Origin of the sequence: Natronomonas salsuginis, from assembly GCF_005239135.1 — an archaeon.
In the GTDB taxonomy this organism is placed as follows: domain Archaea; phylum Halobacteriota; class Halobacteria; order Halobacteriales; family Haloarculaceae; genus Natronomonas; species Natronomonas salsuginis.
Window position 1 is genome coordinate 267,917 of sequence record NZ_QKNX01000003.1, and the last position, 21,776, is coordinate 289,692.

Sequence of the window (21,776 nt, forward strand, 5' to 3'; positions counted from 1 at the left end):
ACCACTCTCCCGACCGGCGTAAAAATCCCCCCAGCTACGCGAACTCGAGTCGGACCGGCTCGCCCGCGTCGAGGCCGAACGCCTCGTCGCCCCGCCCCCGGTTGACCGCGCACTCGACGTTACCGTGGCTACCGATGGTCACGATCGCTCGGTCCGGTTCGACGTGGCCGTAGGATCGAACGATCGGCGTCGGCTCGTCGTTCACGCGAACCACAGTGCGGTTCCCGAGCACCTCGCCCGGAATGTTGGTGATGACGTTGCCGAAGTCGTCGACCGCGATGACCTCGCCCGTCACCTCGTTTTCCGTGAGCTCCGGTTCGGGGAGTTCCAGTTCGACGATCTCGTCGGCGGGCGAGAGCCCCTCGAGTTCGGGGAGCCGATCGATCCCGGTCTCGTGGACCTCGGCCGCTCCCGGGGCGAACACGTCACGGCCGTGAAACGTCGCGCTCCGCGTGGCGTCGACCTCGAACTCGTAGGCGTCGATGTCGTCGCGGTACTCGCCATCGGCGCTCGCCAGCGCGCGGGCTGGCGGGAGTAAGACGCCGTTGTCTGGCCCGACGAGGACGTGGTCACCGGCCCGGACGACGAGCGCGGCGCGGTCGGTGCCGACGCCGGGATCGACGACGACGAGGTGGACGGCGGGCGGGAACTCCGGGAGGATTTGCGACAGCCAGAAGGCCGCCGCTCGGACGTTCTGACGGGGGAACTCGTGACCGATATCGACCAACCGGGCGTCACAGCGTTTGAGGATAGCGCCCTTCATGGCGGCGGGGTACGGCGATCCGAAGTCGGAGGCGAGCGTGATCATCGGTCGTCACTCGCTCGGGTTCTCGCCGTCACCGACGGCGTCGTTCGCGTCGGTGTCGGTGATCCGCTGGATGCGTTCGACCCCCTCGATCTCGGCGAGCACTTCCGCGACCGTCGGGGGAACGAGCGACTCCCAGTCGTCGCCGACGGCCATCCGTTCGCGAACCTCCGTCCCCTCGAACTCGTCGCGGTGGAACATCGGTGACTGCCTGACCTCGATGTCCGCTTCCTCGAACAGTCGGACGACGAGTGGATTGTTCGAGTAGGCGACTTCGAATCGGGGGCTCATCGACTGAACGTGGCTGACCCACACGGAGTTCCGGTTGAGGTCCTCGATCGGGACCGCGTAAGTCGTCATCTCGAACTCCGCGAGCGCCTTCGTGATCATCATGATCCGCTCGCCAGCGGTGAAGGGGTTCCGAACCGTGTGCGATTGGTCCGCGCTGCCGATGCCGACGACCAGTTCGTCGACGTCCTCACGGATCCGATCGACCATCGCGTGGTGGCCCTCGTGGTACGGCTGGAACCGTCCGATGTAAAACCCCCGCGTCATGGTGATGGATCCGAGGGGGCGTTTGATAAATTCGACGGGTCCCTTCGGATCCGTCGCAATCGCCTTCGCGGTAGCCTCGTGTTGCGGTTTCCCCGACCGGTAGCGCCTGTCACGGGGAGAAAGTATATCAGTCGATAACCCTTCTGTACGGACAGCAGAAACGTTTCTATGAGCAACGAAAAGGACGTAGATGAGGCATCCGAGGCGGACGAGCGTCGGGTGCCACAGGAGGAGCCAGCGGACGCCCCCGATGGATCCGACGACGGGGAATTCGGGTCCGACCACGGCGACTGGACGACCCAGATCGACCCCGACGCTTCCGACGATTCGTCCTCGGACGAATCGGAGCAATCGGAGGAACGCGACGCCAGCGACCGCCTCGACGAAGACGAGGATCTGCTCGATGGTTCCGATCTCGGCAGCGAAGTCCACGTCGACAGCGAGACCGAGATCGACGAGGACAAGGAGGACGGTCTCCTCGGCGGGCTGCAGATCGACTCCAGCGCCGACATTCAGGTCCCCGATCGGCTCGTCGATCAGGTCATCGGACAGGATCACGCCCGCGATATCATCCTGAAGGCGGCCAAACAGCGCCGCCACGTGATGATGATCGGCTCGCCCGGAACCGGCAAGTCGATGCTCGCAAAGGCGATGAGCCAGCTCCTCCCGAAGGAGGAGCTACAGGACGTCTTGGTGTATCACAACCCGGACGACGGCAACGAGCCGAAGGTCCGAACTGTGCCGGCTGGCAAGGGCGAACAGATCGTCGAGGCCCACAAGGAGGAGGCCAGAAAGCGAAACCAGATGCGGAGCTTCCTGATGTGGATCATCATTGCCGTCGTCTTCGGCTACGCGATCCTCATCGCGCAGGCGCTCCTCCTCGGGATCATCGCCGCGGGTATCATCTACCTCGCGTTCAAGTACATGAGCCGCGGGTCGGACGCGATGGTGCCGAACCTGCTCGTCAACAACGCCGACCAGCAGGTCGCCCCCTTCGAGGACGCGACCGGCGCGCACGCCGGCGCGCTGCTCGGCGACGTTCGGCACGATCCCTTCCAGTCCGGTGGCATGGAGACGCCTTCCCATGACCGCGTCGAGGCCGGCGCGATCCACAAGGCCAACAAGGGCGTGCTGTTCGTCGACGAGATCAACACGCTCGACATCCGCTCCCAGCAGAAGCTGATGACCGCGATTCAGGAGGGCGAGTTCGCCATCACTGGCCAGAGCGAGCGCTCCTCGGGCGCGATGGTCCAGACCGAGCCCGTCCCGACCGACTTCATCATGGTCGCGGCCGGGAACCTCGACGCGATGGAGAACATGCACCCCGCGCTCCGCTCGCGGATCAAGGGGTACGGCTACGAAGTGTACATGGACGACACCATCGAGGACTCCCCCGAGATGCGCCGCAAGTACGCCCGCTTCGTCGCTCAGGAGGTCCGAAACGACGGCCGATTGCCGCCCTTTACCGACGAGGCGATCGAGGAGATCATCCTCGAGGCCCGCCGCCGTGCGGGCCGGAAGGGCCACCTGACGCTGGAGTTCCGCAGCCTCGGCGGGCTCGTCCGCGTGTCGGGCGACATCGCCCGTGCCGAGGACCGCGAGTTCACCACCCGCGACGACGTGTTGCGGGCGAAGGCGCGCTCGCGCTCGATCGAACAGCAGCTCGCAGATGACTACATCGAACGGCGCAAGGACTATGAGCTCACGGTCAGCGAAGGCGACGTGGTCGGCCGCGTCAACGGGCTCGCCGTCATGGGCGAGGACTCCGGTATCGTCCTCCCCGTCATGGCCGAGGTCACGCCGAGTCAGGGACTGGGGCAGGTCATCGCCACGGGCCAGCTCAAAGAGATGGCCAAGGAGGCCGTCCAGAACGTCTCGGCGATCATCAAGAAGTTCTCCGACGAGGACTTCTCCACGGAGGTCCCGAACTGGTACGAGGACCGCTACGGCGATACGCCGTATCCCGACACGTCGCTGGCCGGCAAGGACATTCACATCCAGTTCGTCCAGGTCGGCGAAGGCGGCGTCGACGGGGACTCGGCGTCCATCACCGTCGCGACCGCCGTCATCTCGGCGCTGGAGGACGTGCCCGTCCGACAGGATCTCGCCATGACCGGCTCGCTGTCGGTCCGCGGCGACGTGCTGCCGGTCGGCGGCGTCACGCACAAGATCGAGGCCGCCGCAAAGGCGGGGCTCAAGACCGTCATCATCCCGAAGGCCAACGAGCAGGACGTGATGATCGAGGACGAGTACAAAGAGCAGATCGAGATCGTCCCGGTCTCGCACATCTCCGAGGTGCTCGACGTGGCGCTCGCGGGCGAACCCGAGAAGGACTCGCTCATCGACCGCCTCAAGAGCATCACCGGCTCCGCGCTCGAAAAGCAACAGCCCGACGTCAGTCCGGGCAGCCCGAGCCTCCAGTAACGCGTGACACGGTGGGTCGCCTTCGCGGCGCTCACCCTCACCGTCCTCGCGGCCGTCCTCTTTTCCGCCCGCGCCTCCGAGCGCGTCATCTCCGATCTCACCGCCGACGAGCCGGCGGTTTCGGACGCGCCACCGCTCCCGCCGACGGCGCTGCTCGCGAACGTCGCCGGCTCCCACGCGCTCTTTGCAGTCGTGTTGCTCGCCGGAATCTGGCTGGCGGCGGTGCCGGCCTCATCGCTCGGAATCGGCGGTGAACCCTCCGGGCTCGCGGCCGTCGCCATCGGAATCGGCGTCGGGCTCGCGCTCGCCGCCGTGAATCTCGCCCTCGGCGCGGTGGTCGACACCGACCCGAGCGCGGCCCTTCGGGAACTGCTCGCGCCCGACTCGTCGAGCGGTTGGGTCGTGCTCCTCGGGGTCGTCCTCCCAATCATCGCCGGCTTCGAGGAACTGCTGTTTCGAGCGATACTGATCGGCGCGTTTTCGACGGGCTTCGAGCTCTCGCCGTGGCTGCTGGCGATCACCTCCTCGATCGCCTTCGCCCTCGGCCACGGCGCACAGGGCCGCGTCGGCGTCGTCGCCACGGGCGTCTTCGGCGTCGCTCTCGCGTCGGTGTTCGTTCTCACGGGGAGTCTGCTCGTCGTGGCCGTCGCTCACTACGTCGTCAACGCGGTCGAGTTCACCGTCCTCGAGGGTATCGGGTACGACCCGTCCGGTGTCGAGTGACCGTCTCTACTCCGGACCGACCGACAGCCCGGCGTCGAGCAGGCCGTAAAACGGCGGCGCGCCCGTCTCGACGGCGGGGCGAAACTCGTCGGGGATCGCGTGGGCGTTCTCGTAGAACTCAGATTCCGTCTCCGGCGTCAGGAGTTGTCCGTCCCCGGTCTGTATCATCGCCGGGGCCGTCGAGCGCAGTCCCCACTCCTCGCGTTCGACCCAGTCGGGGCCGAACCGGAAGAACGTCCCGAAGGTGAACTGGCCGGCCTCGACCGCGGCCGCCTTCGAGCGGAACCGACCGGCCTCTTCGGCCTCGAACTCGGCGTCGCTCATCCACGCCACGACCGCCCCCTCCTCGTAGAGGAGGAGGTAGATGTCCCACGAGAGACTCCCGTCGAACACCGCCCAGACGCTTCGCGGCCCGACGGTGCCGAACTCGATGCTGAACGCCTGCGTGTCGTACTCGCCGTCGGTCGGTTCGTAGACGAACCGCCCCTCGTAGCTCGGCACCTGGATCCCGCGGTGGTGGTAGACGAGCCCTTCGATCTCCGTCTCGGAGTTGACGGCGTCCCAGATGTCGAGCGCACCCTGCAGTTCGAGTCGATCGAAGAACTCCGGGAACGACCGGATCTCCCGCTCGAACTCGCCCTGCGGCGGGCGCTCGAACTCTCCTACCATGGAGTCCCCTCCCGCTCTCGAACGAACTGCTCGACCGACCGGCACTCACTCGGGTGATTCATACCCGAACTGGGGGGTTCGATGCCGATTAGTGTTTTGTCACGCGGCGAGCGGCCCGCGTCTGCGTTTGGCTCTTCCGGTCTGCCCTGCCGATCGTCGGCAGATTGACGGGGACGCGCCCGAACCGTCGCTCAATGACGACCGGCAAGATCTCGCGGGCGTTCTTCGAGACTCGGATCGCCTCCCGACTCGGCGCGCCGCGCGACGACGTGGCGCTCGGCCCGAAACACGGGGTCGATTTCGGGATCGTCGACGTCGGCGATCGCGCCCTCGTGACGGCGACCGACCCGATCTCGATCCTCCCCGAGTTGGGCTTCGAACGCGCGGGGGAGTTCGCGATCGGGATCGTCCTCTCCGACGTGGCGGTTTCCGGTCTGCCGCCGACGCACCTGACGATCTCGTTTTCGCTCCCGCCGGAGATGACCGACGACGAGTTCGACCGGGTGTGGGGGGCCATCCACGAGGAGTGTCGCGATCTCGGTATCTCGATCGTGACCGGCCACACCGCCCGGTACGCCGGCTGTTCGTTCCCGTGGGTCGGCGCGGCGACCGGGATGGCAGTCGGCGATCCCGACGAGATCGTGCGACCAGACGGCGCGCGCCCCGGCGACGATATCCTCGTGACGAAGGGGCCGGCGGTCGAGGCGGTCGGGCTGTTGACGACGCTGTTTCCCGAGGCGATCGATCTCCCACCAGTCGCCCTCGAAACGGCCCAATCGCGCCTCGACGACGTGGGCGCGGTGCGGGATGCGCTCACCGCCGCCGCTGCTGGAAACGTGACGGCGATGCACGACGCGACGGAGGGCGGCCTCCTCGGCGCGTTTCACGAGGTCGCCGACGGAGCCGGCGTTCGGCTCTCGATCGACGCCGAGGCGGTGCCGCGGCTGGCCGGCATCGACGCCGCCTGCGAGGCGCTCGGGATGGATCCGTGGCGGGCGACGACTTCCGGCACGCTCGTCGTCGCGGTCGATCCGGCCGACACCAAGTCGGTTCTCGCCGCCCTCCGAAACAGGGGAACAACGGTTTCGGCCGTCGGAACGGTCGATACCGGCGCGGGCGTCGAGCTCGACGGCTGCCCCGCCGGACAGCCGGACGGCGACGCCTCGTGGGCCGTCTACGAACGCTTACTCGACGCCACCGCCAACGGTCGCCAGCCGTAGGGATTTTTGTTCTCCACTGCCGTCGGATCGCGTATGAACGTCGACACAGCTCCGACAACGCCGTTCGCGGTGGCCGGACGACGAGCGGTGAGGGGGAGACACGCGTGACGACCGAGGAACGGTTCCACGGCGACGTGCCGATCCGGACCGCCGAGGAGGCGGCCGAACTCGTCCCCGAGGACGCGGTGGTCGCGACGAGCGGCTTTGGGAGCGTCGGCTACCCGAAAGCCGTCCCCGAGGCAATCGCCGCGGCGGGCGAACGTCGCGGCCTGACGATCCTGACCGGCGGGAGCGTCGGCGAGGAGATCGACACGGCACTCGTCGAATCGGGCGATCTGGTCAGACGGTTCCCGTACCTCGGCACGCCAGCCGTCCGCGAGGCGGCCAACGACGGCCGCGTCGCGTTCCACGATCGGCACGTCTCACAGCTCGGCGATGAGGTGCGCTTCGGCGGCGCGGTCGACGGTGTCGACGTCGCCATCGTCGAGGCCGTCGCGGTCGGCGAGGACTGGTTCATTCCGTCGCCGTCGATCGGCGCGACCGTCTCCTACGTCGCGGCCGCCGACGAACTCATCGTCGAGGTGAACCGCAAACAGCCGCTCGACCTCGAACGGCTCCACGACATCTACCTGCCCGGTGCGCCGCCGGACCGCGAGCCGATTCCGCTCTCGGAGCCCGGCGGCCGGATCGGCGACCCGAAGGTTCGCTTCGACCCCGACGACCTCGTCGCCGTCGTCGAGACCGATCGCCGCGACTCGACCTACGACTTCCGGGAGCCGACGGAGGTGGATCTCGCGATCGGCGCGAACTTTGGCGAGTGGCTCGAAGCCGAGGCCGAGACGAACCCGACGATGACGGAGTCGATCCGCCTGCAGTTCGGCGTCGGCGCGATGGGGAACGCGCTGATGCGCGCGCTCGGCGACCTCGACGTCGACCGCGAGCTGGTCTACTTCGGCGAGGTGATTCAGGACGGCCTCCTCGATCTGATCGACGAGGGAACGCTTCGGACCGCGTCGGCGACGACGCTCGCGCTGACGCGGGACGGGCAGGATCAGCTGTTCTCCTCAATGGACTCATACGCCGACAGCGTCGTGCTTCGGCCCGTCTGCGTCTCGAACGCCCCCGAACTTATCGGGCGCTTCGGCGTCGTCGCGGTCAACAGCGCGCTCGAAGTCGACATCTACGGGCACGCCAACTCGACGCACGTCAACGGCACGCGGGTGCTCAACGGCGTCGGCGGGAGCGGCGACTTCAACCGCGCCGGCCTCGTGACCGTGGTCGCGCTGCCCTCGACCGCTGCGGGCGGCGATATCTCGCGGATCGTCCCGATGGCCCCGCACGTCGACCACACTGAACAGGACATCGACATCGTCGTGACCGAACACGGCGTCGCCGACCTCCGAGGGCTCGGTGCGAGCGAGCGTGCCGACGCGATCGTCGAGGTCGCCGACCCCTCCTTCCGCTCGGACCTCGACGCCTACCGCGAGCGCGCCGCCGAGTACGGCGGCCACATCCCGCACGACCTGGAGACGGCGCTCGAGTGGCCGCTGGAGCGACAGCAGGGGTGAGGCGGCCGCCGATTCCGCGCTCGCCGTCCGATCCGTGGCGAAATCGCGTTTCGCTGTGAGTTTGCGCGCTCGTATACGCTCCGTCGATGACCCATAGCCCCCGTGCGGCGACCACCGCCAAACAACACCGAGCCGTGTGGGTCCACGGGAGTTCCCAAGAGGATGCGTAATTATTACACTCTCCAGCGAGTACGGTTCCCACGATGGGTTTCGAGGAGGCCTCATCGGGGACTGACGCCGATCTTGGGACGTTTCGGGAGGTGGTCGAGAGCGCCGGTCACTCGATATATTGGACGGACATCAATGGGACCATCGAGTACGTCAATCCCGCCTTCGAGGCGCAGACGGGGTACACCGCTGAGGAAGCGGTCGGGAACAACGCCAACATCCTCCAGTCGGGTGCTCACGACGACCGCTTCTATCAAGAACTCTGGGATACCATCCTCATGGGCGACGTCTGGGAGGGCGAAATAATCAACGAGCGCAAACACGGCGACCAATACGTGGCCAACCAGACGATCTCGCCCGTCACCGACGAGTCCGGCGAGATCACTCGGTTCGTCGCTGTCAACGAGGACATCACCGAACTGAAGACGTATCGCGAACGGCTCGGGCGAGAGCGGGATCGGTTCGCCAGTTTGCTCGATGCCGTCCCTGTGCCGCTCGTACTCACGTCCTTCGACGGGGAGACGCCGATCGTCGCACGGACCAACGAGGCTTTCGATGCGAAGTTCGGCTTCGCCGAACAGACACTGGCCGGATCGTCGCTAGACGAATACATCGTCGATGACGCCGACTCCGAAACGGCACGCGACGTCAACGACCGAATCCTTCGAGGAGACTCGGTCCACCGAGAGGTGATCCGCCGGACCGCCGCCGGCGAAACTCGGACGTTTCTGCTCGAGGCCACGCCGCTCGCCGGCGAGGAGTGCGACGAGGCGCTCGGAGCGTACATCGACATCACCGAACAAAAACGGGCCGAAGATCGCCTCCGCCGGAAGAACGAACAGCTGGCGGAGTTCGCGGACGTCATCAGCCACGACCTTCGGAATCCGCTGAGCGTGGCGTCGGGTCATCTCGAGTTGGCGGCCGAAGACTGCGAAAGCCCACACTTCGAGACCGTTTCGCACGCGCACGAGAGGATGGACGAACTGATAAATGACGTGCTCGCGCTGGCGAAACAGGGGCGGGCGATAGACGAGCTCGAGGCGGTCGATCTCGCGACCTGCGTCTCACAGTGTTGGGAGACGACCGCCACGGCCGACGCCGAAATACGGATCGAAGCCACTGGCAGCGTCATGGCAGACGAGAACCGCCTTCGACAGCTGTTCAGCAACCTGATCCGAAATTCGATAGAACATGCCGGATCCGAAGTGACGATCGCTGTTGGGGTGCTCCCCGGCGGCTTCTACGTCGCCGACGACGGTCCTGGCATCCCTGAAGACGAACGCGAATCCGTCTTCAAATCGGGCTATACGACGGCCGACGACGGGACGGGCTTCGGCCTCTCGATCGTTCGAGAGATCACGGTGGCACACGGGTGGGACGTGGACGTGTGTGAAAGCGTCGACGGCGGCGCGCGCTTCGAGATCACCGGCGTCGACGTCGTTACCGACTAGAGCCCTTCGAGTGACCGGAGCCGCTGTTCGACCGGCGGCGGCGCGGCGCTCGGTCCGTCCGAGATCCGGTGATCCGGGACGATGAGCGGGGTCGGGTTCTCGTCGAGCGCGGTCCGAACGAGGATGCCGTCGTCCTCCGATTCGGGGTCGAGCCCGGGAACCATCCCCGCGAGCGCGCGTACCGTCACGCTCTCGCCGTAGGGGATCGTCCGGACCGACTCCAAGACCTCCCGGTGGTTGGTCGCCATCGTCATCGCAACGTCCACGTCGTCGAAGTCCTCGGGCTCGCCCTCGAGGTACGCCTCGATCCGATCCAACAGCGGGTGGTCGTCTCCGGCGTCGTCCTCGGGCGTCTCCGGGAACGACACCGAGAGCACCCGCCCGCTCGCGCCGCCGATCTGGACGTAACGCTCCAGATACGGCGATCGTCTGGCGTAGATACCTGCATCCGGCTGTGCGTTCATACCCCTGCTTCGGGCGGGGACGTTTTGAAGATGCAGGACAGTTCGCCCGGCGACGACAACCCATATCAGAGTCGGGATATAATCGCGGGTATGGAACCACGCGATCGTCCCCGGCGGCTCCGGACGGACGGCGTTCGGCCGCTTCTCAGCGAAACCACGCTGTCGCCGACGGATCTTGTCACCCCGATCTTCGTCGACGCGACGACCGACGAACGGGTCGAGATCGACTCGATGCCCGGCCACGAGCGCGTTCCGGTCGACGAGAGCGCCGACTGGGTGCTCGAAGTCATGGAGACGGGCGTCGAGGCCGTCATGATGTTCGGTATCCCCGAGTCGAAAGACGAGATGGGGACGCGCGCGTGGGCTGAAGACGGCGTCGTCCAGCGCGCCGTCCGCGAGATATCCGCCGAGACGGACGCCTACGTCATCACCGACCTCTGTCTCTGCGAGTACACGGACCACGGCCACTGCGGCGTCCTCGAGGACGGGGCCGAAACCGATCCGAACCTGACCGTCGACAACGACGCGACCCTGGAGCTGCTCGATCGGATCGCGGTCTCGCACGCCGAGGCCGGCGCGGACATGATCGCCCCCTCGGGAATGATGGACGGGATGATCGGGACGATCCGGGCAGCGCTCGACCGGGCGGGCTTCGAGAACCTGCCGATCATGTCTTACGCCGCGAAGTACGAGTCCGCGTTTTACGGGCCGTTTCGCGACGCCGCCGACGGCGCGCCGGCGTTCGGCGACCGCCGCCACTACCAGATGGACCCCGCGAACGCGCGCGAGGCGCGACGCGAGATCGCCCTCGACGTCGAGCAGGGCGCGGACGTACTGATGGTCAAGCCCGCGCTGCCGTATCTCGATATCCTCGCCGATCTCCGCCGCGAGTACGACCACCCCGTGGCCGCCTACAACGTCTCCGGGGAGTACGCCATGCTGCACGCCGCCGCCGACCGGGGCTGGCTCTCCCTCGAGGAGGTCGCCCACGAGTCGCTGCTGTCGATCAAGCGGGCCGGCGCGGATCTGATCGTCACGTACTTCGCCGAAGACATCGCCGAGCTCCTGTAGCGAGCGTTCGCCATCGGGGTGCGCGCGCGAGCGGATTTTGGGTGAAAAACGAGAATTCGACGGGTTTCGAGGCTGACGTTCGTCCAGAAATCGACGCCGAAGACCGCGGACTTTCTGACGAGGAACGACCTTATATTACTATTATTATCACCTATATCTGACGACTGTCCACATAATCAGTAAAATATGGGTCTATGTAAACTCCAACATTTATATAGATCTCTTTCATGAGGCTATCACGTAATGCAGAACACAAACGTGGCGAAAATTTGGAAAAGTATGGACGTGTATGGAAATGTTATCCGTGACAGTCCGGAGGTGGGACGATGATCGAAGCGGTGCCGATCCAGACCGGGGCCGAGGCGATCGCCGAGGGGGTCAACTGGCTGTGGATCCTCGTGGTGACGTTCCTCATCTTCTTCATGCACGCCGGCTTCGCGATGTTGGAGGCCGGACAGGTCCGATCGAAGAACGTCGCGAACCAGCTGACGAAGAACATGCTGACGTGGTCGGTCGGCGTCGTCGTGTTCTTCATCCTCGGTGCGGGGGTCTCCGGAGTCGTCGCGGTGTTGACCGGCTCCGGCGGCAGCTACGGGCCGCTGAGCCAGTTCGGTGCCGGTAACTTCGGTTGGGTCAACTGGCTGTTCGGTGCCGTCTTCGCGATGACGATGGCGACGATCGTCTCCGGAGCCGTCGCCGGTCGCGCGAAACTCCGCGCGTACGTCACCTACACGTTCCTCGTCGCCGCGGTCATCTACCCGGTCGTCACCGGGCTGACGTGGGGCGGCGGTTTCGTCGCCAGCCTCGGATTCCACGACTTCGCGGGCGGCATGATCGTCCACGGCGTCGGTGGGATCGCGGGCTTAACTGCGGCGTACATGCTCGGCTCGCGCATGGGTCGGTTCAACGACGACGGCTCCGTGAACGTCATCCCCGGTCACTCGATGACGTTCGCCGTCCTCGGAACGCTCATCCTGTGTTTCGGCTGGTACGGATTCAATGTCGGCACCTCGGTAAACGTCTTCGCGGTCGAGGGCGGCGAGGTCGTCCTCGGGGCCGGCTGGGAGATCGTCGGTCGCGTCGCGATGAACACCACGCTCGGCATGGCGATGGGCGCGCTCGGTGCCGGTGCGATGGCGCTCGCCCGAACCGGGAAGGTCGACACGCTGTACGTCGCCAACGGCATGCTCGCGGGCCTCGTCGGCGTGACGGGCACGGCGGACGTGCTCACCCCGGTGGGCGGACTCATGCTCGGCCTCCTCGCCGGAGCCCAGCTCCCGCTCGTCTTCGAGTTCGTCGAGAAGAGACTCAAGATCGACGACGTCTGTGCGGTCTTCCCGGTCCACGGGAGCGCCGGCGCGCTCGGTATCGTCCTCTTCCCGCTGTGGTCGACCGGCGGGACGCCCATCGGGGCGGGCGTCGTCCCCGGCGGCATCCTGAGCGTCGAAGCGTCGATGTTCGTCCCGCAGATCGCCGGCACGCTCGTCATCACGATCTGGACGGTCGCTGCGACGGCGCTCGTCTGGGGCGTGTTCAAGGCGATCGGCCAGGCGCGCGTCTCGCCCGACCACGAACGCGACGGGCTCGACGTTTCGGAACACGGCGTCGACACCTACCCCGAGTTCGGCGGCCAGGACGCGATCGCGACCGACGGCGGTAGCGTCACCGGCGACGACAACGGCGTCATCCGCACCGACGGTGGCGTCGACGAACGCATCCGCGCGGATGGCGGTGAGGTGAGCGACGACGCGAATCGATCCTCGTCGGACAGGATCCTATCCGACGGCGGACTGCCGAACGACGGCGAAATCAAGATGGTTATGGCGTACATCCGCCCCGACAAGCTCTCGGATGTGAAGGAGGGCCTCGCCGAGATCGGCGCCCCCTCGCTCACCGTCACGAACGTCTCCGGCCGCGGCTCCCAGCCGGCGAAGACCGGCCAGTGGCGCGGCGAGGAGTACAGCGTCGACCTCCACCAGAAGGTCAAAGTCGAGTGCGTCGTCGCCGACATCCCGGCCGAGGACGTCGCCGAGGCGATGTGCGAGGGCGGCAAGACCGGCGAACCCGGTGACGGCAAGGTGTTCATCCTGCCGGTCGAGGAGGCGTACCAGATCCGAACGGACGAGGTCGGCACCGACGCGGTCTGAGCGTGCCGACGATGGAACCGGACGCGGAATCGCTCGCGCTCGATCGGCGACTCGTCGCGGCGCTGTGTCGCGACGGTCGCGCCGACGTTCGCGATGTCGCGGCGGCCATCGACGCGGTGCCGACGACGGTGCAAAAGCGAGTCCGGGCGCTCGAGGAACGCGGCGCGATCGACGGCTACACCGCCATGGTTGACTACGCGGAACTCGGCTACGAGACGATCATCTTCCGGCTTCGCGTCGATCTCGGCGCGGTGGATCGCGTGACCGATCGGCTTCGCTCGCGCTCCGCGTTCACCACGGTGTATCACACGAGCGGCCCCGAGAGCGTCTTCGCGATCGGGCTGTTCGAGAACGTGGCGGCGATCGGGGCCTGCCTCCGCGAACTGCACGACGATCCCGACGTGTGCGGGATCGACACTGACACCGTCGTTTCGATGCGTCGGGAGAACGACTGTCCGATCCCGGACTCGACGCCGCCCTAACCGCGGTCACTCCTTTTCGAACGACGGCTCCTCGGGTTCGGTGACCTCGTCGTCGCGCTCCCAACCGTCGTGTTGGAGCGTGATCGATTCGGTGACGGTTCCCGACGCCGCCGCGTCGAGATCGCCCAGCGCGGTGTACTCCGACGGCCAACAGCCGTACACGTCGAACGCCATCACCTGCTGTCCGGCCTCGTTCTCCAGGGCGATGATGACGTTCTTCTTGTAGTCTTTGAGCGAGACCTTCCCGTGCGCGCCCACGCTGTGGACCTTGTTCGCCCACTCCTCGAAGGATCGATCCTGAGTCCGTCCGCGTTCGAGCACGATCGGGTCGTGGCTCGTCAGCCCCGGACTCGTCTCGGAGGCGTTCGACCCGCCGCCGCTTCGGTCGGCGACCGGTTCCGTCGTCCGTCGGAGTCCGCTCACCCGCGTGATCCCCGGGACCGGTCGGCCGTCCCACTGGACGCTGAAATTGAATCGCTTGTACGGGGCACGTCTGTGCGTGTTCACGGCGAATCGTACCATGACCCACCCTCGCAGACGGTGTATTAAGCTCTTGAGCGTCATCGACCCACCTGCGCGGACGGGGGTCGAAAGGGTTCCGGCGTCAGCGTTCGGCGCGGAAAATCGGGTCCGGGTTGGACCCCACGGAGGAACCGACGGATGCCAGCCGTTTCGGTTCGTGTTGAGAGCGCTGTGCGCGACCGATACCGCGACCGTCGCGGCACGCGGCCGTACGACACCGACGTATATCGCTCGATCGAACCCTGCAATACTCGCTTTCCCACCGCAAAATTCGGATCATTCGGCCTACTATCGGGCCGTATGTTGGACGTCCGTGTGGATGTCCCCGAACGACGGCATCTCGTGACCGGCGATGGGACTTGACAGTAAGCCTTTCGGGGCACGGGGAGAAGGGCATGACATGAACCACGAAGCCTCGCGGTCGCTGTACGATCGGGCGCTGTCGGTCATGCCCGGCGGCGTCAACTCCTCGGTCCGCGCCGCGCCGCAGCCGTATCCGATCTTCGTCGACCGCGGCGACGGCGGCCACGTGATCGACGCCGACGGCAACCGGTACGTCGATTGGATACAGGGGCTCGGCCCGCTCCTCTTGGGTCACGACATGCCCGAGGGGCTGCAGGCCGCGGTCCAATCGCGGGCCGCCGAGGGACCGATGTACGGCATGCCGACCGAAATCGAGGTCGAACACGCGGAGTTCGTCTGCCGGCACGTCCCGAGCGTCGAGATGATCCGCTTCGTCAACAGTGGGACCGAAGCGACGGTGTCGGCCTGCCGCCTCGCGCGCGCGATCACGGGGCGAAACAAGATCCTCATCATGCAGGGCGGCTACCACGGCGCACAGGAGACGACGCTCGTGTCGGGCGACGCCGACGATCCCAAGCCATCGAGCGCCGGCGTTCCGCAGGCGTTCGCCGACCACACGGTTCCGGTGCCGTTCAACGACCCCGCCGCTGCGGAGGCCGCTTTCGAGACGCACGGCGACGATATCGCGGCGGTGCTCGTCGAGCCGATTCAGGCGAACATGGGGATCGTCTACCCCGAGGACGGCTACCACGACGAGCTCCGGAGCCTCTGTGACGAGTACGGCTCGCTGTTGATCTTCGACGAGGTCATCACCGGCTTCCGCGTCGGCGGCCTCCAGTGTGCGCAGGGGAAGTTCGATATCGATCCGGACCTCACGACGTTCGGGAAGATCATCGGCGGCGGCTTCCCGGTGGGCGCGATCGGCGGCAAGACCGAGTACGTCGAGCAGTTCTCGCCCGCGGGCGACGTGTTTCAGGCCGGGACGTTCTCGGGACACCCGGTGACGATGGCCGCCGGCCTCGAAACGCTGCGATTCTGTGCGGAGAACGACGTGTACGATCACGTCAACGGGCTGGGTCGACGGCTCCGCGAGGGGCTCTCCGACATCGTCGCCGACCACGCTCCGGAGTACACCGTCGTCGGCTCGGACTCGCTGTTCAAACTCGTCTTCACCCGCGCCGACGGCGCACCGCAGGACGAGTGCTGTGCGAACGGCTGCCGGCAGGATCACGCGTGTAGCCGGTACGACGCCTGCCCGAAGCGAGGGACCGACGTGCGCCGCGCCGAAACCGACCGGTACGCCCGGCTGTTCCGGCCGGCGATGCGTGAACAGGGAATCCTCGTCTCGCAGAATCAGTTCGAAGCGAACTTCGTCGCCTACGGCCACACCGAATCTGACGTCGAGGAGACGCTCGAAGCGTACAAAGAGGCGCTGTAGTCCGCTCTTCGCCGTTCAGGCCCCGTACGTCTCGCCGAGATAGGCGACGATGTCGTCGGACTCGGCCATCCCGTCAACGCCGTGTTCCTCGTCGACGATGACCGGGACGCCGGTCTGACCGCTCACGTTCTCGACTTCGGTCCGCTCGCCGTGCGCTCGCGGGACTTCGATGCTATCGTACTCCAGACCGAGTTCGTTCAGCTTGTCGACGACCTTCGCACAGTACGGACAGCCGGGCAGTTCGTACAAGGTAATGTTCGCCATCGCCCGTCCGTAGACGCGGGTCACTAAAGAGCGCGACGGTGTTGTGTCCGTCCCGCGTCAATCCGCGACAGCAGATGCCGGTGGAGCGCGTGTGCTCGGTTGCGCTCCCGTTCCGTCCGCCGCCGCCGGCGCGTACACCTCGCCCAGCGCCGACACCGAGGGTGCCTTCACGACGGTGACCGCGTTCCCGTCGCGGTCGATCCAGACCGCGCCGTCGAACCGACCCAGCTCGTCGAACGTCCAGACGGTTCCGCCGGCCGGTTTGTCGGCCCGCTCGCCGTCCCAGTGGGCCGCGACCCGTCCGTACCCCTCCGCGAACACTCTCGCGCTCTCGGCGTCGTCGAACGTCACGTTCCAGACGTGTGCCGTCTCGCCGTTTCGCTCGTAGGCGTGGAGGCGGTCGCCGTACCAGCCCTCGGTGTAGGGGACGTCGTAGGTGTACGGCCGCGTCGAATCGAGGCCGTCCGCTCCGGCGTTTCGGAACGCCTCCCTGTCGACGACGCTCGGTGAATCGCCGGCGTAGGCGGTGTAGGCGAACATCGTCGCGAGCCCGGCTCGCCCGACGCTCGCGGCGTCGGAGCCGTTCTCGACCCGGACGCGCTCCCAGCCACCGTCGTGTCGGTCGCGGACGATCACGTCGCCGTAGGCGTCCGTCCCGTAGCTCGCCGGGCGGACGATCTCGGCGCTCGTCGTCGGGTACTCGTCGTACATTCGGTCGACCGTGTCCCAGCCGCCGGCCTCGCGGTGGTGGTCGATGAACGTCGGCCCCTCGGCGTACGGGAAGAACCCGAGGAAGTACACGCCCCAGTGGAAATCGGGCGACAGCCCGCCGCCGGAACTCACATCCGTCTCGACGCACTGCCACTCGCCCGTCTCGCAGTTGCGCTCGTAGGCCTGCTCGACCACCGAAGCGTCGCCCTCGATCAGCCCGTTTCGGGCGTTCGTCCCGTCGAGCGTCGTCGCCTCGATCGACCCCAGATCGAAGTGTTGGTCCTGTAAGGCGTGGACCAACTCGTGGGCGAGCGTCAACTCGTCGTCCAGCGTCGCCGGGTCGTTGCCGCTCACGATGACGAGCCGCTCGGTGCTGGGCTGATAGAAGCCGAGCACCGTCCCGCCGCGATTCCCTCGGCGGACATCGACGACATCCTCGTCGGGGCCGACCAGAAACAGCGCCTCGTACTGGGCGTTGTCGAGCGCCCGTACGTCCTCGTCGGGCGCGCGCCAGACGTCGTCGTACTCCTCGCGGAACGCCTCGCGGGTGAGGAGTTCGACCTCGACGTCCTCCTCGAAGCGGAGCCCTCGGAGCAGTTGCACGCGAGCCATCGCCCGCGAGACGACGGCCTCGGTTTCGCGATCCGTGAGGCCGTCGGACTGATCGATCTCGATCGTCTCGTCGTAGCGGTAGCCGTCGTAGGTGCCGAGGTGCTCCTCGGTCGGGGAGGTTGGCCGGTCGGGGAGTCCCGGCTGGTAGCCGACAGTGCATCCGGCCAGCACCACCGCCACGAGCAGGGCGATGGCGACCGTCGGCCGTCGAGTCATTGCCGTGACTACGGGACCGCAGTATCAAAAACCCGCCGCGAGTCTCCGTCACCGGATCTCGTAGCGGGCGACCGTGCCGTTTCCGCAGGTCGGACACTCGTCGAGTTCCGACTCCAGCGTCGTCCCGCAGTGGCGGCACTCGTAGACAGTATCGTTCCCGAGCAGGGTTCGGACGCGTGTGAGCAGTGTCATCGCTGTTTCCCCTCCGTCGGTCGCGCCGGTCGGCCCGCCGCGGCTCCGACGGCCTCATCCGTCGTTCGTGGCGGAGCGCTAATAATGGGGCCGACCTTTCAACCGATGGACTGCGGCGTGTTGGACACGTTCGTGGATATCGGTTCGGTAGCTCAGTCGGGTCCGGCCGCCGGCCAGACGGTCGACAACCAACCGAACGTCTGCGCCCGGAGTCGTTTCTCGCCGGCCCGGGAGAATCGGTGGCCCTCCCCCGCGTACTTCGCAACGAGCACGTCGGCGTCCAGCGCCGCGGCGGCCTCGAAGGTGTCGGCGATCGGGACCGACTCGTCGTCGCTCCCGTGAAAGAGCGCCACCGGGAGATCGAGCGCGTCCACCACGTCCGCGAACGCGTACCCGTCGAAGTCGTCGAAAAAGCGGCGGTCGATCGCGTGGTCGGCGTCGTACCGAAGGACGCCTTCGGAGTCGATGATCTCGCGGTATTCGTCGAACGCGCGATTGTACGTCACCGGCGCTCGAGCGACGATCACGACCGGTTCGCCGATCCCGCTCGGTCGGCCCGCCCGTGCGGCCGCGTGAAACGCGACCTTCGCTCCGAAACTGGAGCCGAACAGTGCGTACGACGGCGGATCGAACCGCTCGACCACGGCGAGCAGGTCGTCGATCCGGGTCGTCAGCGTCGCGTCGGCGAACGCGCCGTCGGACTCGCCGCTCCCCCGGAAGTCGAACCGGACGGCGTGGTAGCCCTCCTCCACCGCGCGCTCGCACCGCGTCTCGTAGCTTCCCGTCTTGTCGCTGCGAAACCCGTGACAGAAAACGAGCCACTGGTCGCCATCGCTCGCCGCCTCGTGGTGAACCGCCGAGACAGTCTTCCCGTCGACTGGTATCTCGTGTTCGACCTGCATTGTCGACGCTCCGCGTTCCGCCACCGTATCTGTTCCCGTCGGTTCTCGGCCGTTGCCCCCGACACGATCCCCGCCCCGAAACGTTCTAAGACCCCCGTGTGGAACGTGTGGTATGAGCTACCATCACATTGCAGTCTCCGACCTCGATCAGTGGGACAACCGAGACGCGGACGTGCGATCGATCAGCGTCGCCGCCGGCCTCGACTTTCAGAACGCGCCCTTCGGGCTCCGCGTCTACGAGGCCGAACCGGGCCAACAGCTCCCGCTGCGGTATCACTATCACGACGAACAGACGGAGGCGTTCTACGTCCTAGAAGGGACGCTCCATGTCGAGACGCCTAGGGGCGAGTTCGTTGTCGACGCCGACGAGGTGTTGGTCGTCGACCCCGGCAACGCCCACCGCGCGCACAACCCCGAGGACGCCGACGCCCCCGTCCGGGCGTTGGCGATCGGCGCGCCCACGGTCGACGACGCGCACGGCTACGAGCCCGAGGCATGATCGGTCACACCCGGTCGATCGGCCCCTCGTCCCGCGCCTCACCGAGCGAGAACGGCGACCGCTCGGCGAGGAGTCGAAGCGGGAGGACGAGGTAGTAGATCGGGTGGAGCGCGCCCGGCAGGGGCACGAGTCGGTACTCCGAGAGCCCCGGGTGCAGCCGCGAGTGGTACAGCACGGTTCGCAGCGAATCGCCGACCGAGTCGGTCGCCCGCGCCGTGTAGGCGACCCGATCGCGCCGCTCGGGGCGGGTCGTCCGCTCCGCGCAGAGCTCCTCGACGGCCGCCGCGGCGAGGCGATCGGCGCGCGAGTCGGCCTCGACACGCGAGCGAACGGCGTCGGGAACGGATACGTCGAAGAGCCGATCGATCAGCGCCGCCCCGATGAGCAGCCGTCTCTCGTCGCCGTGCCGCCGCGCTTCCGCGAGCAGATCCGGCCAGTCCACGTCGGTCGCCGCCAGTGCCGCGACGAAGTCGCAGGCCCACTTCAGGAGGTGCCACTTGTGTTTGGTGCCGTGAAACGCCAGCATTCGGAGCCGATCCTCGGGGGCGAGCGCGGGGACGTCGTAGCCGGCGACCGCGACCGTCTCCCGGCGCTCCCAGCACGTTTCGACGTCCGGCGCGAACGGCTGGTCGGCGTCGCCGATGCGCCACCGAACCTCGACGTTCGCCCGGTCGCGCTGCAGTTCGTACTCGGCCACCAGCGGCTTCGTGAACGGCCCGCCAAGGATCGCCGCGTCGTCGAGTCTCGGCGCGTCCACCCACTCGTACCCGGCGGCCTCGAGCACGTCCACGGCCGCGGTAACGTCCTCGCGAGGGACGAGGACGTCGAGGTCCCCGTACGCGCGCATTCCGATCTCGCCGTGGGCGAACGCTTCGAGCACCGGCCCCTTGAACGGGAGCGCGCGAACGCCGCGCGCCTCGAACGCTTCAAGGAGTTCGCGAAGCTCCGATGCGGACCGGATGTTGCGCATCGCGGTCGATCTGGTCCGCTCGGTCAGCGCCGACCGAACGCGCTCCGGAACGCCGATCCCGGCTTCGGACGCGTCGAGCTCCTGTACGCCCCGGTTCAAAAGCGGCGTGACGCCGTGTCGCCGGCCTAGCTCGAGGACTCGATCCCAGTCGGGGTCTCGGGCGAGCACCGCGTCGAGGCGCTCGCCCGTCGCCACCGCACCGTCGGGTCGGACACACCGCGCGAGGAGTTCGAACTCCGGGGTCGCCTCGGTCAACATGTGTCTTCGAGGTCCCCGATCACTCGCTCGACGAGCCGCGGCAACCCCCCGAGATTGCGCGGCCGTCGGAGGCGTTTGACGTCGACCGCCGCCGCGAGTTTGGCGCACTGACCGAAGTTCGAGACCGCGGTCGCGTCGTCCGAAAGCAGCCCGGCAGTGTAGGTGTTCTCGATCAGTTTCATCATCCGCATCTCGGGGCTGAACCCCGCGACCTCGAAGCGCTTGCCGTCCTCCAGCACGTAGACGCGCTCCAGCCGAACCGGTTCGGACGGCTGCTCGTACGGAAGCGGATGGAAGTGTCGCTCCCGCGCGTCGCTGATCCCCCGAGGCTCGCCGACGGGGACGTCGAAGCGGTCGACGACCGCCGGATCGAGTTTGATCGCGGGATAGCCGCCGCGAACCGCGGCCCCGTCGTCGCCGAACGCGATCGTCGCCACGTCATCGCTCAGGACTCGGTACCCATCCAGCAGGAAGGCCATCGCGGTCGTCGTCTTCCCCTGCCCGGATTCGCCGAGGAAGGCGACCGCGGAGCCCTCGACGTCGACGACGCTCGCGTGCAACACGAAGTGTCCGCGCTGGTGAAGCAGATGGTTGAACGCCGGCCCGAGGACGACGTGTCTGAGGACCTCGTTCGGCACGTCCCCCTTCGGAGCGACGACGATCTCGCGCCCGTCCCGAACCGCGACATCGACGACCTCGAACGTCAGATAGTACTCGTCAGGGCCGACGTACTCGATCGTCCCCTCGTCGGCCCTCGCGCCCTCGGGTCGACCGATCTCGCCCACGGTGATCGTCACGTCCGCTTGCTCGCCCGCCGATCCGTCTCGTCTCGGAAGCTCCGGGAGGTCGAGATCCGAACGAACCGTCAGCCCGAATGCGGCGTACGACGGGGTCGCGGTCGCTCTCACGGGGGACACCTCCCGTCTCCGCATCGCTCGGTTGATACTCCGTCGACCCACGCACGCTCGCTGGCGTCCACCCACATGCGCTACGTCTATCACCTCGGTCGAGTATATTTATGCGCTTGATAACTCGCGGTTTCGCATGCCGGCGCGCTCCCGTGTTCGACTGCAAAAATGGTGTCCGTGTAGGGTGTGGAGCGCGGACTGGTCCTGCGAATCAGCCCGAGCGTCCATCGGCGG

21 protein-coding genes are annotated in these 21,776 nt (G+C 66.9%); 10 read left to right on the forward strand and 11 right to left on the reverse strand.

The features are described from left to right. Positions 1-34: 34 nt before the first annotated feature. Entirely contained in the window at positions 35-808 is a 774-nt protein-coding gene (locus tag DM868_RS09670; RefSeq protein WP_137276676.1) for an SAM hydrolase/SAM-dependent halogenase family protein, read from the reverse strand. A 6-nt stretch (positions 809-814) separates the two neighbouring features. After that, positions 815-1,360 carry a nicotinamide-nucleotide adenylyltransferase gene (locus DM868_RS09675; RefSeq protein WP_137276677.1) on the reverse strand — a complete coding sequence of 182 codons (546 nt, stop codon included), beginning with the start codon at positions 1,358-1,360 and terminating at the stop codon, positions 815-817. A 168-nt stretch (positions 1,361-1,528) separates the two neighbouring features. Between DM868_RS09675 and lonB the strand changes: the two genes are divergently transcribed. Together lonB and DM868_RS09685 are read left to right on the forward strand one after the other, a co-directional pair. Further along, the gene (gene lonB / locus DM868_RS09680; RefSeq protein ID WP_137276678.1) at positions 1,529-3,784 is read left to right on the forward strand and encodes an ATP-dependent protease LonB; all 2,256 of its coding nucleotides are present in this window, start codon (positions 1,529-1,531) and stop codon (positions 3,782-3,784) included. Between the two features lie 3 nt (positions 3,785-3,787). After that, positions 3,788-4,507, forward strand: coding sequence for a CPBP family intramembrane glutamic endopeptidase (locus tag DM868_RS09685; RefSeq protein WP_137276679.1), 720 nt, complete (start codon positions 3,788-3,790; stop codon positions 4,505-4,507). A 6-nt stretch (positions 4,508-4,513) separates the two neighbouring features. Here DM868_RS09685 and DM868_RS09690 read toward each other — a convergent pair whose 3' ends face one another. Beyond that, entirely contained in the window at positions 4,514-5,176 is a 663-nt protein-coding gene (locus DM868_RS09690) for a hypothetical protein (RefSeq protein ID WP_137276680.1), read from the reverse strand. A 194-nt stretch (positions 5,177-5,370) separates the two neighbouring features. Here DM868_RS09690 and DM868_RS09695 point away from each other — a divergent pair, with 194 nt between their 5' ends. The 3 genes from DM868_RS09695 to DM868_RS09705 all read left to right on the forward strand — a co-directional run bounded on the left by DM868_RS09695 (position 5,371) and on the right by DM868_RS09705 (position 9,583). Next, positions 5,371-6,396 (forward strand): AIR synthase family protein, encoded by a 1,026-nt coding sequence (locus DM868_RS09695; RefSeq protein WP_137276681.1) that lies wholly within the window; start codon positions 5,371-5,373, stop codon positions 6,394-6,396. A gap of 104 nt (positions 6,397-6,500) precedes the next feature. Further along, entirely contained in the window at positions 6,501-7,964 is a 1,464-nt protein-coding gene (locus DM868_RS09700; protein WP_137276682.1) for an acetyl-CoA hydrolase/transferase C-terminal domain-containing protein, read from the forward strand. A 203-nt stretch (positions 7,965-8,167) separates the two neighbouring features. Beyond that, complete coding sequence (locus DM868_RS09705) at positions 8,168-9,583, forward strand: PAS domain S-box protein (protein ID WP_137276683.1); 1,416 nt, start codon at positions 8,168-8,170, stop codon at positions 9,581-9,583. Here the strand turns inward: DM868_RS09705 and DM868_RS09710 are convergent. Further along, a complete protein-coding gene (locus DM868_RS09710; protein WP_137276684.1) occupies positions 9,580-10,047 on the reverse strand; it encodes an MGMT family protein in 468 nt (155 codons plus the stop codon). The two genes, DM868_RS09705 and DM868_RS09710, sit on opposite strands and share 4 nt — an antisense overlap. A 90-nt stretch (positions 10,048-10,137) precedes the next feature. On the opposite strand from DM868_RS09710, the gene hemB reads away from it, so the two are divergent. From hemB to DM868_RS09725, 3 genes are all read left to right on the forward strand, one after another. Next, positions 10,138-11,118, forward strand: coding sequence for a porphobilinogen synthase (gene hemB, locus DM868_RS09715; protein WP_137276685.1), 981 nt, complete (start codon positions 10,138-10,140; stop codon positions 11,116-11,118). Positions 11,119-11,444: 326 nt separating this feature from the next. Next, positions 11,445-13,265: an ammonium transporter gene (locus tag DM868_RS09720; RefSeq protein WP_137276686.1), complete on the forward strand. Its 1,821-nt coding sequence runs from the start codon at positions 11,445-11,447 to the stop codon at positions 13,263-13,265. An 11-nt stretch (positions 13,266-13,276) separates the two neighbouring features. Continuing rightward, the gene (locus DM868_RS09725; RefSeq protein WP_246049058.1) at positions 13,277-13,747 is read left to right on the forward strand and encodes an Lrp/AsnC family transcriptional regulator; all 471 of its coding nucleotides are present in this window, start codon (positions 13,277-13,279) and stop codon (positions 13,745-13,747) included. Positions 13,748-13,753: 6 nt separating this feature from the next. Here DM868_RS09725 and DM868_RS09730 read toward each other — a convergent pair whose 3' ends face one another. Further along, complete coding sequence (locus tag DM868_RS09730; RefSeq protein ID WP_137276688.1) at positions 13,754-14,269, reverse strand: phage tail protein; 516 nt, start codon at positions 14,267-14,269, stop codon at positions 13,754-13,756. Positions 14,270-14,669: 400 nt separating this feature from the next. Here DM868_RS09730 and hemL point away from each other — a divergent pair, with 400 nt between their 5' ends. Then, on the forward strand, positions 14,670-16,010 hold the full coding sequence (gene hemL, locus DM868_RS09735) for a glutamate-1-semialdehyde 2,1-aminomutase (protein ID WP_137276689.1): 1,341 nt from the start codon (positions 14,670-14,672) through the stop codon (positions 16,008-16,010). Between the two features lie 15 nt (positions 16,011-16,025). Here the strand turns inward: hemL and DM868_RS09740 are convergent, their stop codons facing one another. The 4 genes from DM868_RS09740 to DM868_RS09750 all read right to left on the reverse strand — a co-directional run bounded on the left by DM868_RS09740 (position 16,026) and on the right by DM868_RS09750 (position 18,907). Further along, positions 16,026-16,274 (reverse strand): glutaredoxin family protein, encoded by a 249-nt coding sequence (locus DM868_RS09740; RefSeq protein ID WP_137276690.1) that lies wholly within the window; start codon positions 16,272-16,274, stop codon positions 16,026-16,028. A gap of 57 nt (positions 16,275-16,331) precedes the next feature. After that, the gene (locus tag DM868_RS09745; RefSeq protein ID WP_137276691.1) at positions 16,332-17,813 is read right to left on the reverse strand and encodes an Hvo_1808 family surface protein; all 1,482 of its coding nucleotides are present in this window, start codon (positions 17,811-17,813) and stop codon (positions 16,332-16,334) included. 48 nt (positions 17,814-17,861) lie between these two features. Next, positions 17,862-18,005, reverse strand: coding sequence for a hypothetical protein (locus tag DM868_RS15130; protein ID WP_170964474.1), 144 nt, complete (start codon positions 18,003-18,005; stop codon positions 17,862-17,864). A 152-nt stretch (positions 18,006-18,157) separates the two neighbouring features. Then, positions 18,158-18,907 carry an alpha/beta hydrolase family protein gene (locus DM868_RS09750; protein ID WP_137276692.1) on the reverse strand — a complete coding sequence of 250 codons (750 nt, stop codon included), beginning with the start codon at positions 18,905-18,907 and terminating at the stop codon, positions 18,158-18,160. A gap of 112 nt (positions 18,908-19,019) precedes the next feature. Between DM868_RS09750 and DM868_RS09755 the strand changes: the two genes are divergently transcribed. Further along, complete coding sequence (locus tag DM868_RS09755) at positions 19,020-19,406, forward strand: cupin domain-containing protein (RefSeq protein ID WP_137276693.1); 387 nt, start codon at positions 19,020-19,022, stop codon at positions 19,404-19,406. A 4-nt stretch (positions 19,407-19,410) separates the two neighbouring features. Here the strand turns inward: DM868_RS09755 and DM868_RS09760 are convergent, their stop codons facing one another. Next, positions 19,411-20,634 (reverse strand): nucleotidyltransferase domain-containing protein, encoded by a 1,224-nt coding sequence (locus DM868_RS09760; RefSeq protein ID WP_137276694.1) that lies wholly within the window; start codon positions 20,632-20,634, stop codon positions 19,411-19,413. After that, positions 20,628-21,542, reverse strand: a complete 915-nt coding sequence (locus DM868_RS09765) for a hypothetical protein (protein WP_246049052.1) — start codon at positions 21,540-21,542, stop codon at positions 20,628-20,630. The genes DM868_RS09760 and DM868_RS09765 overlap by 7 nt, the downstream gene beginning before the upstream one ends. Positions 21,543-21,776 lie beyond the last annotated feature (234 nt).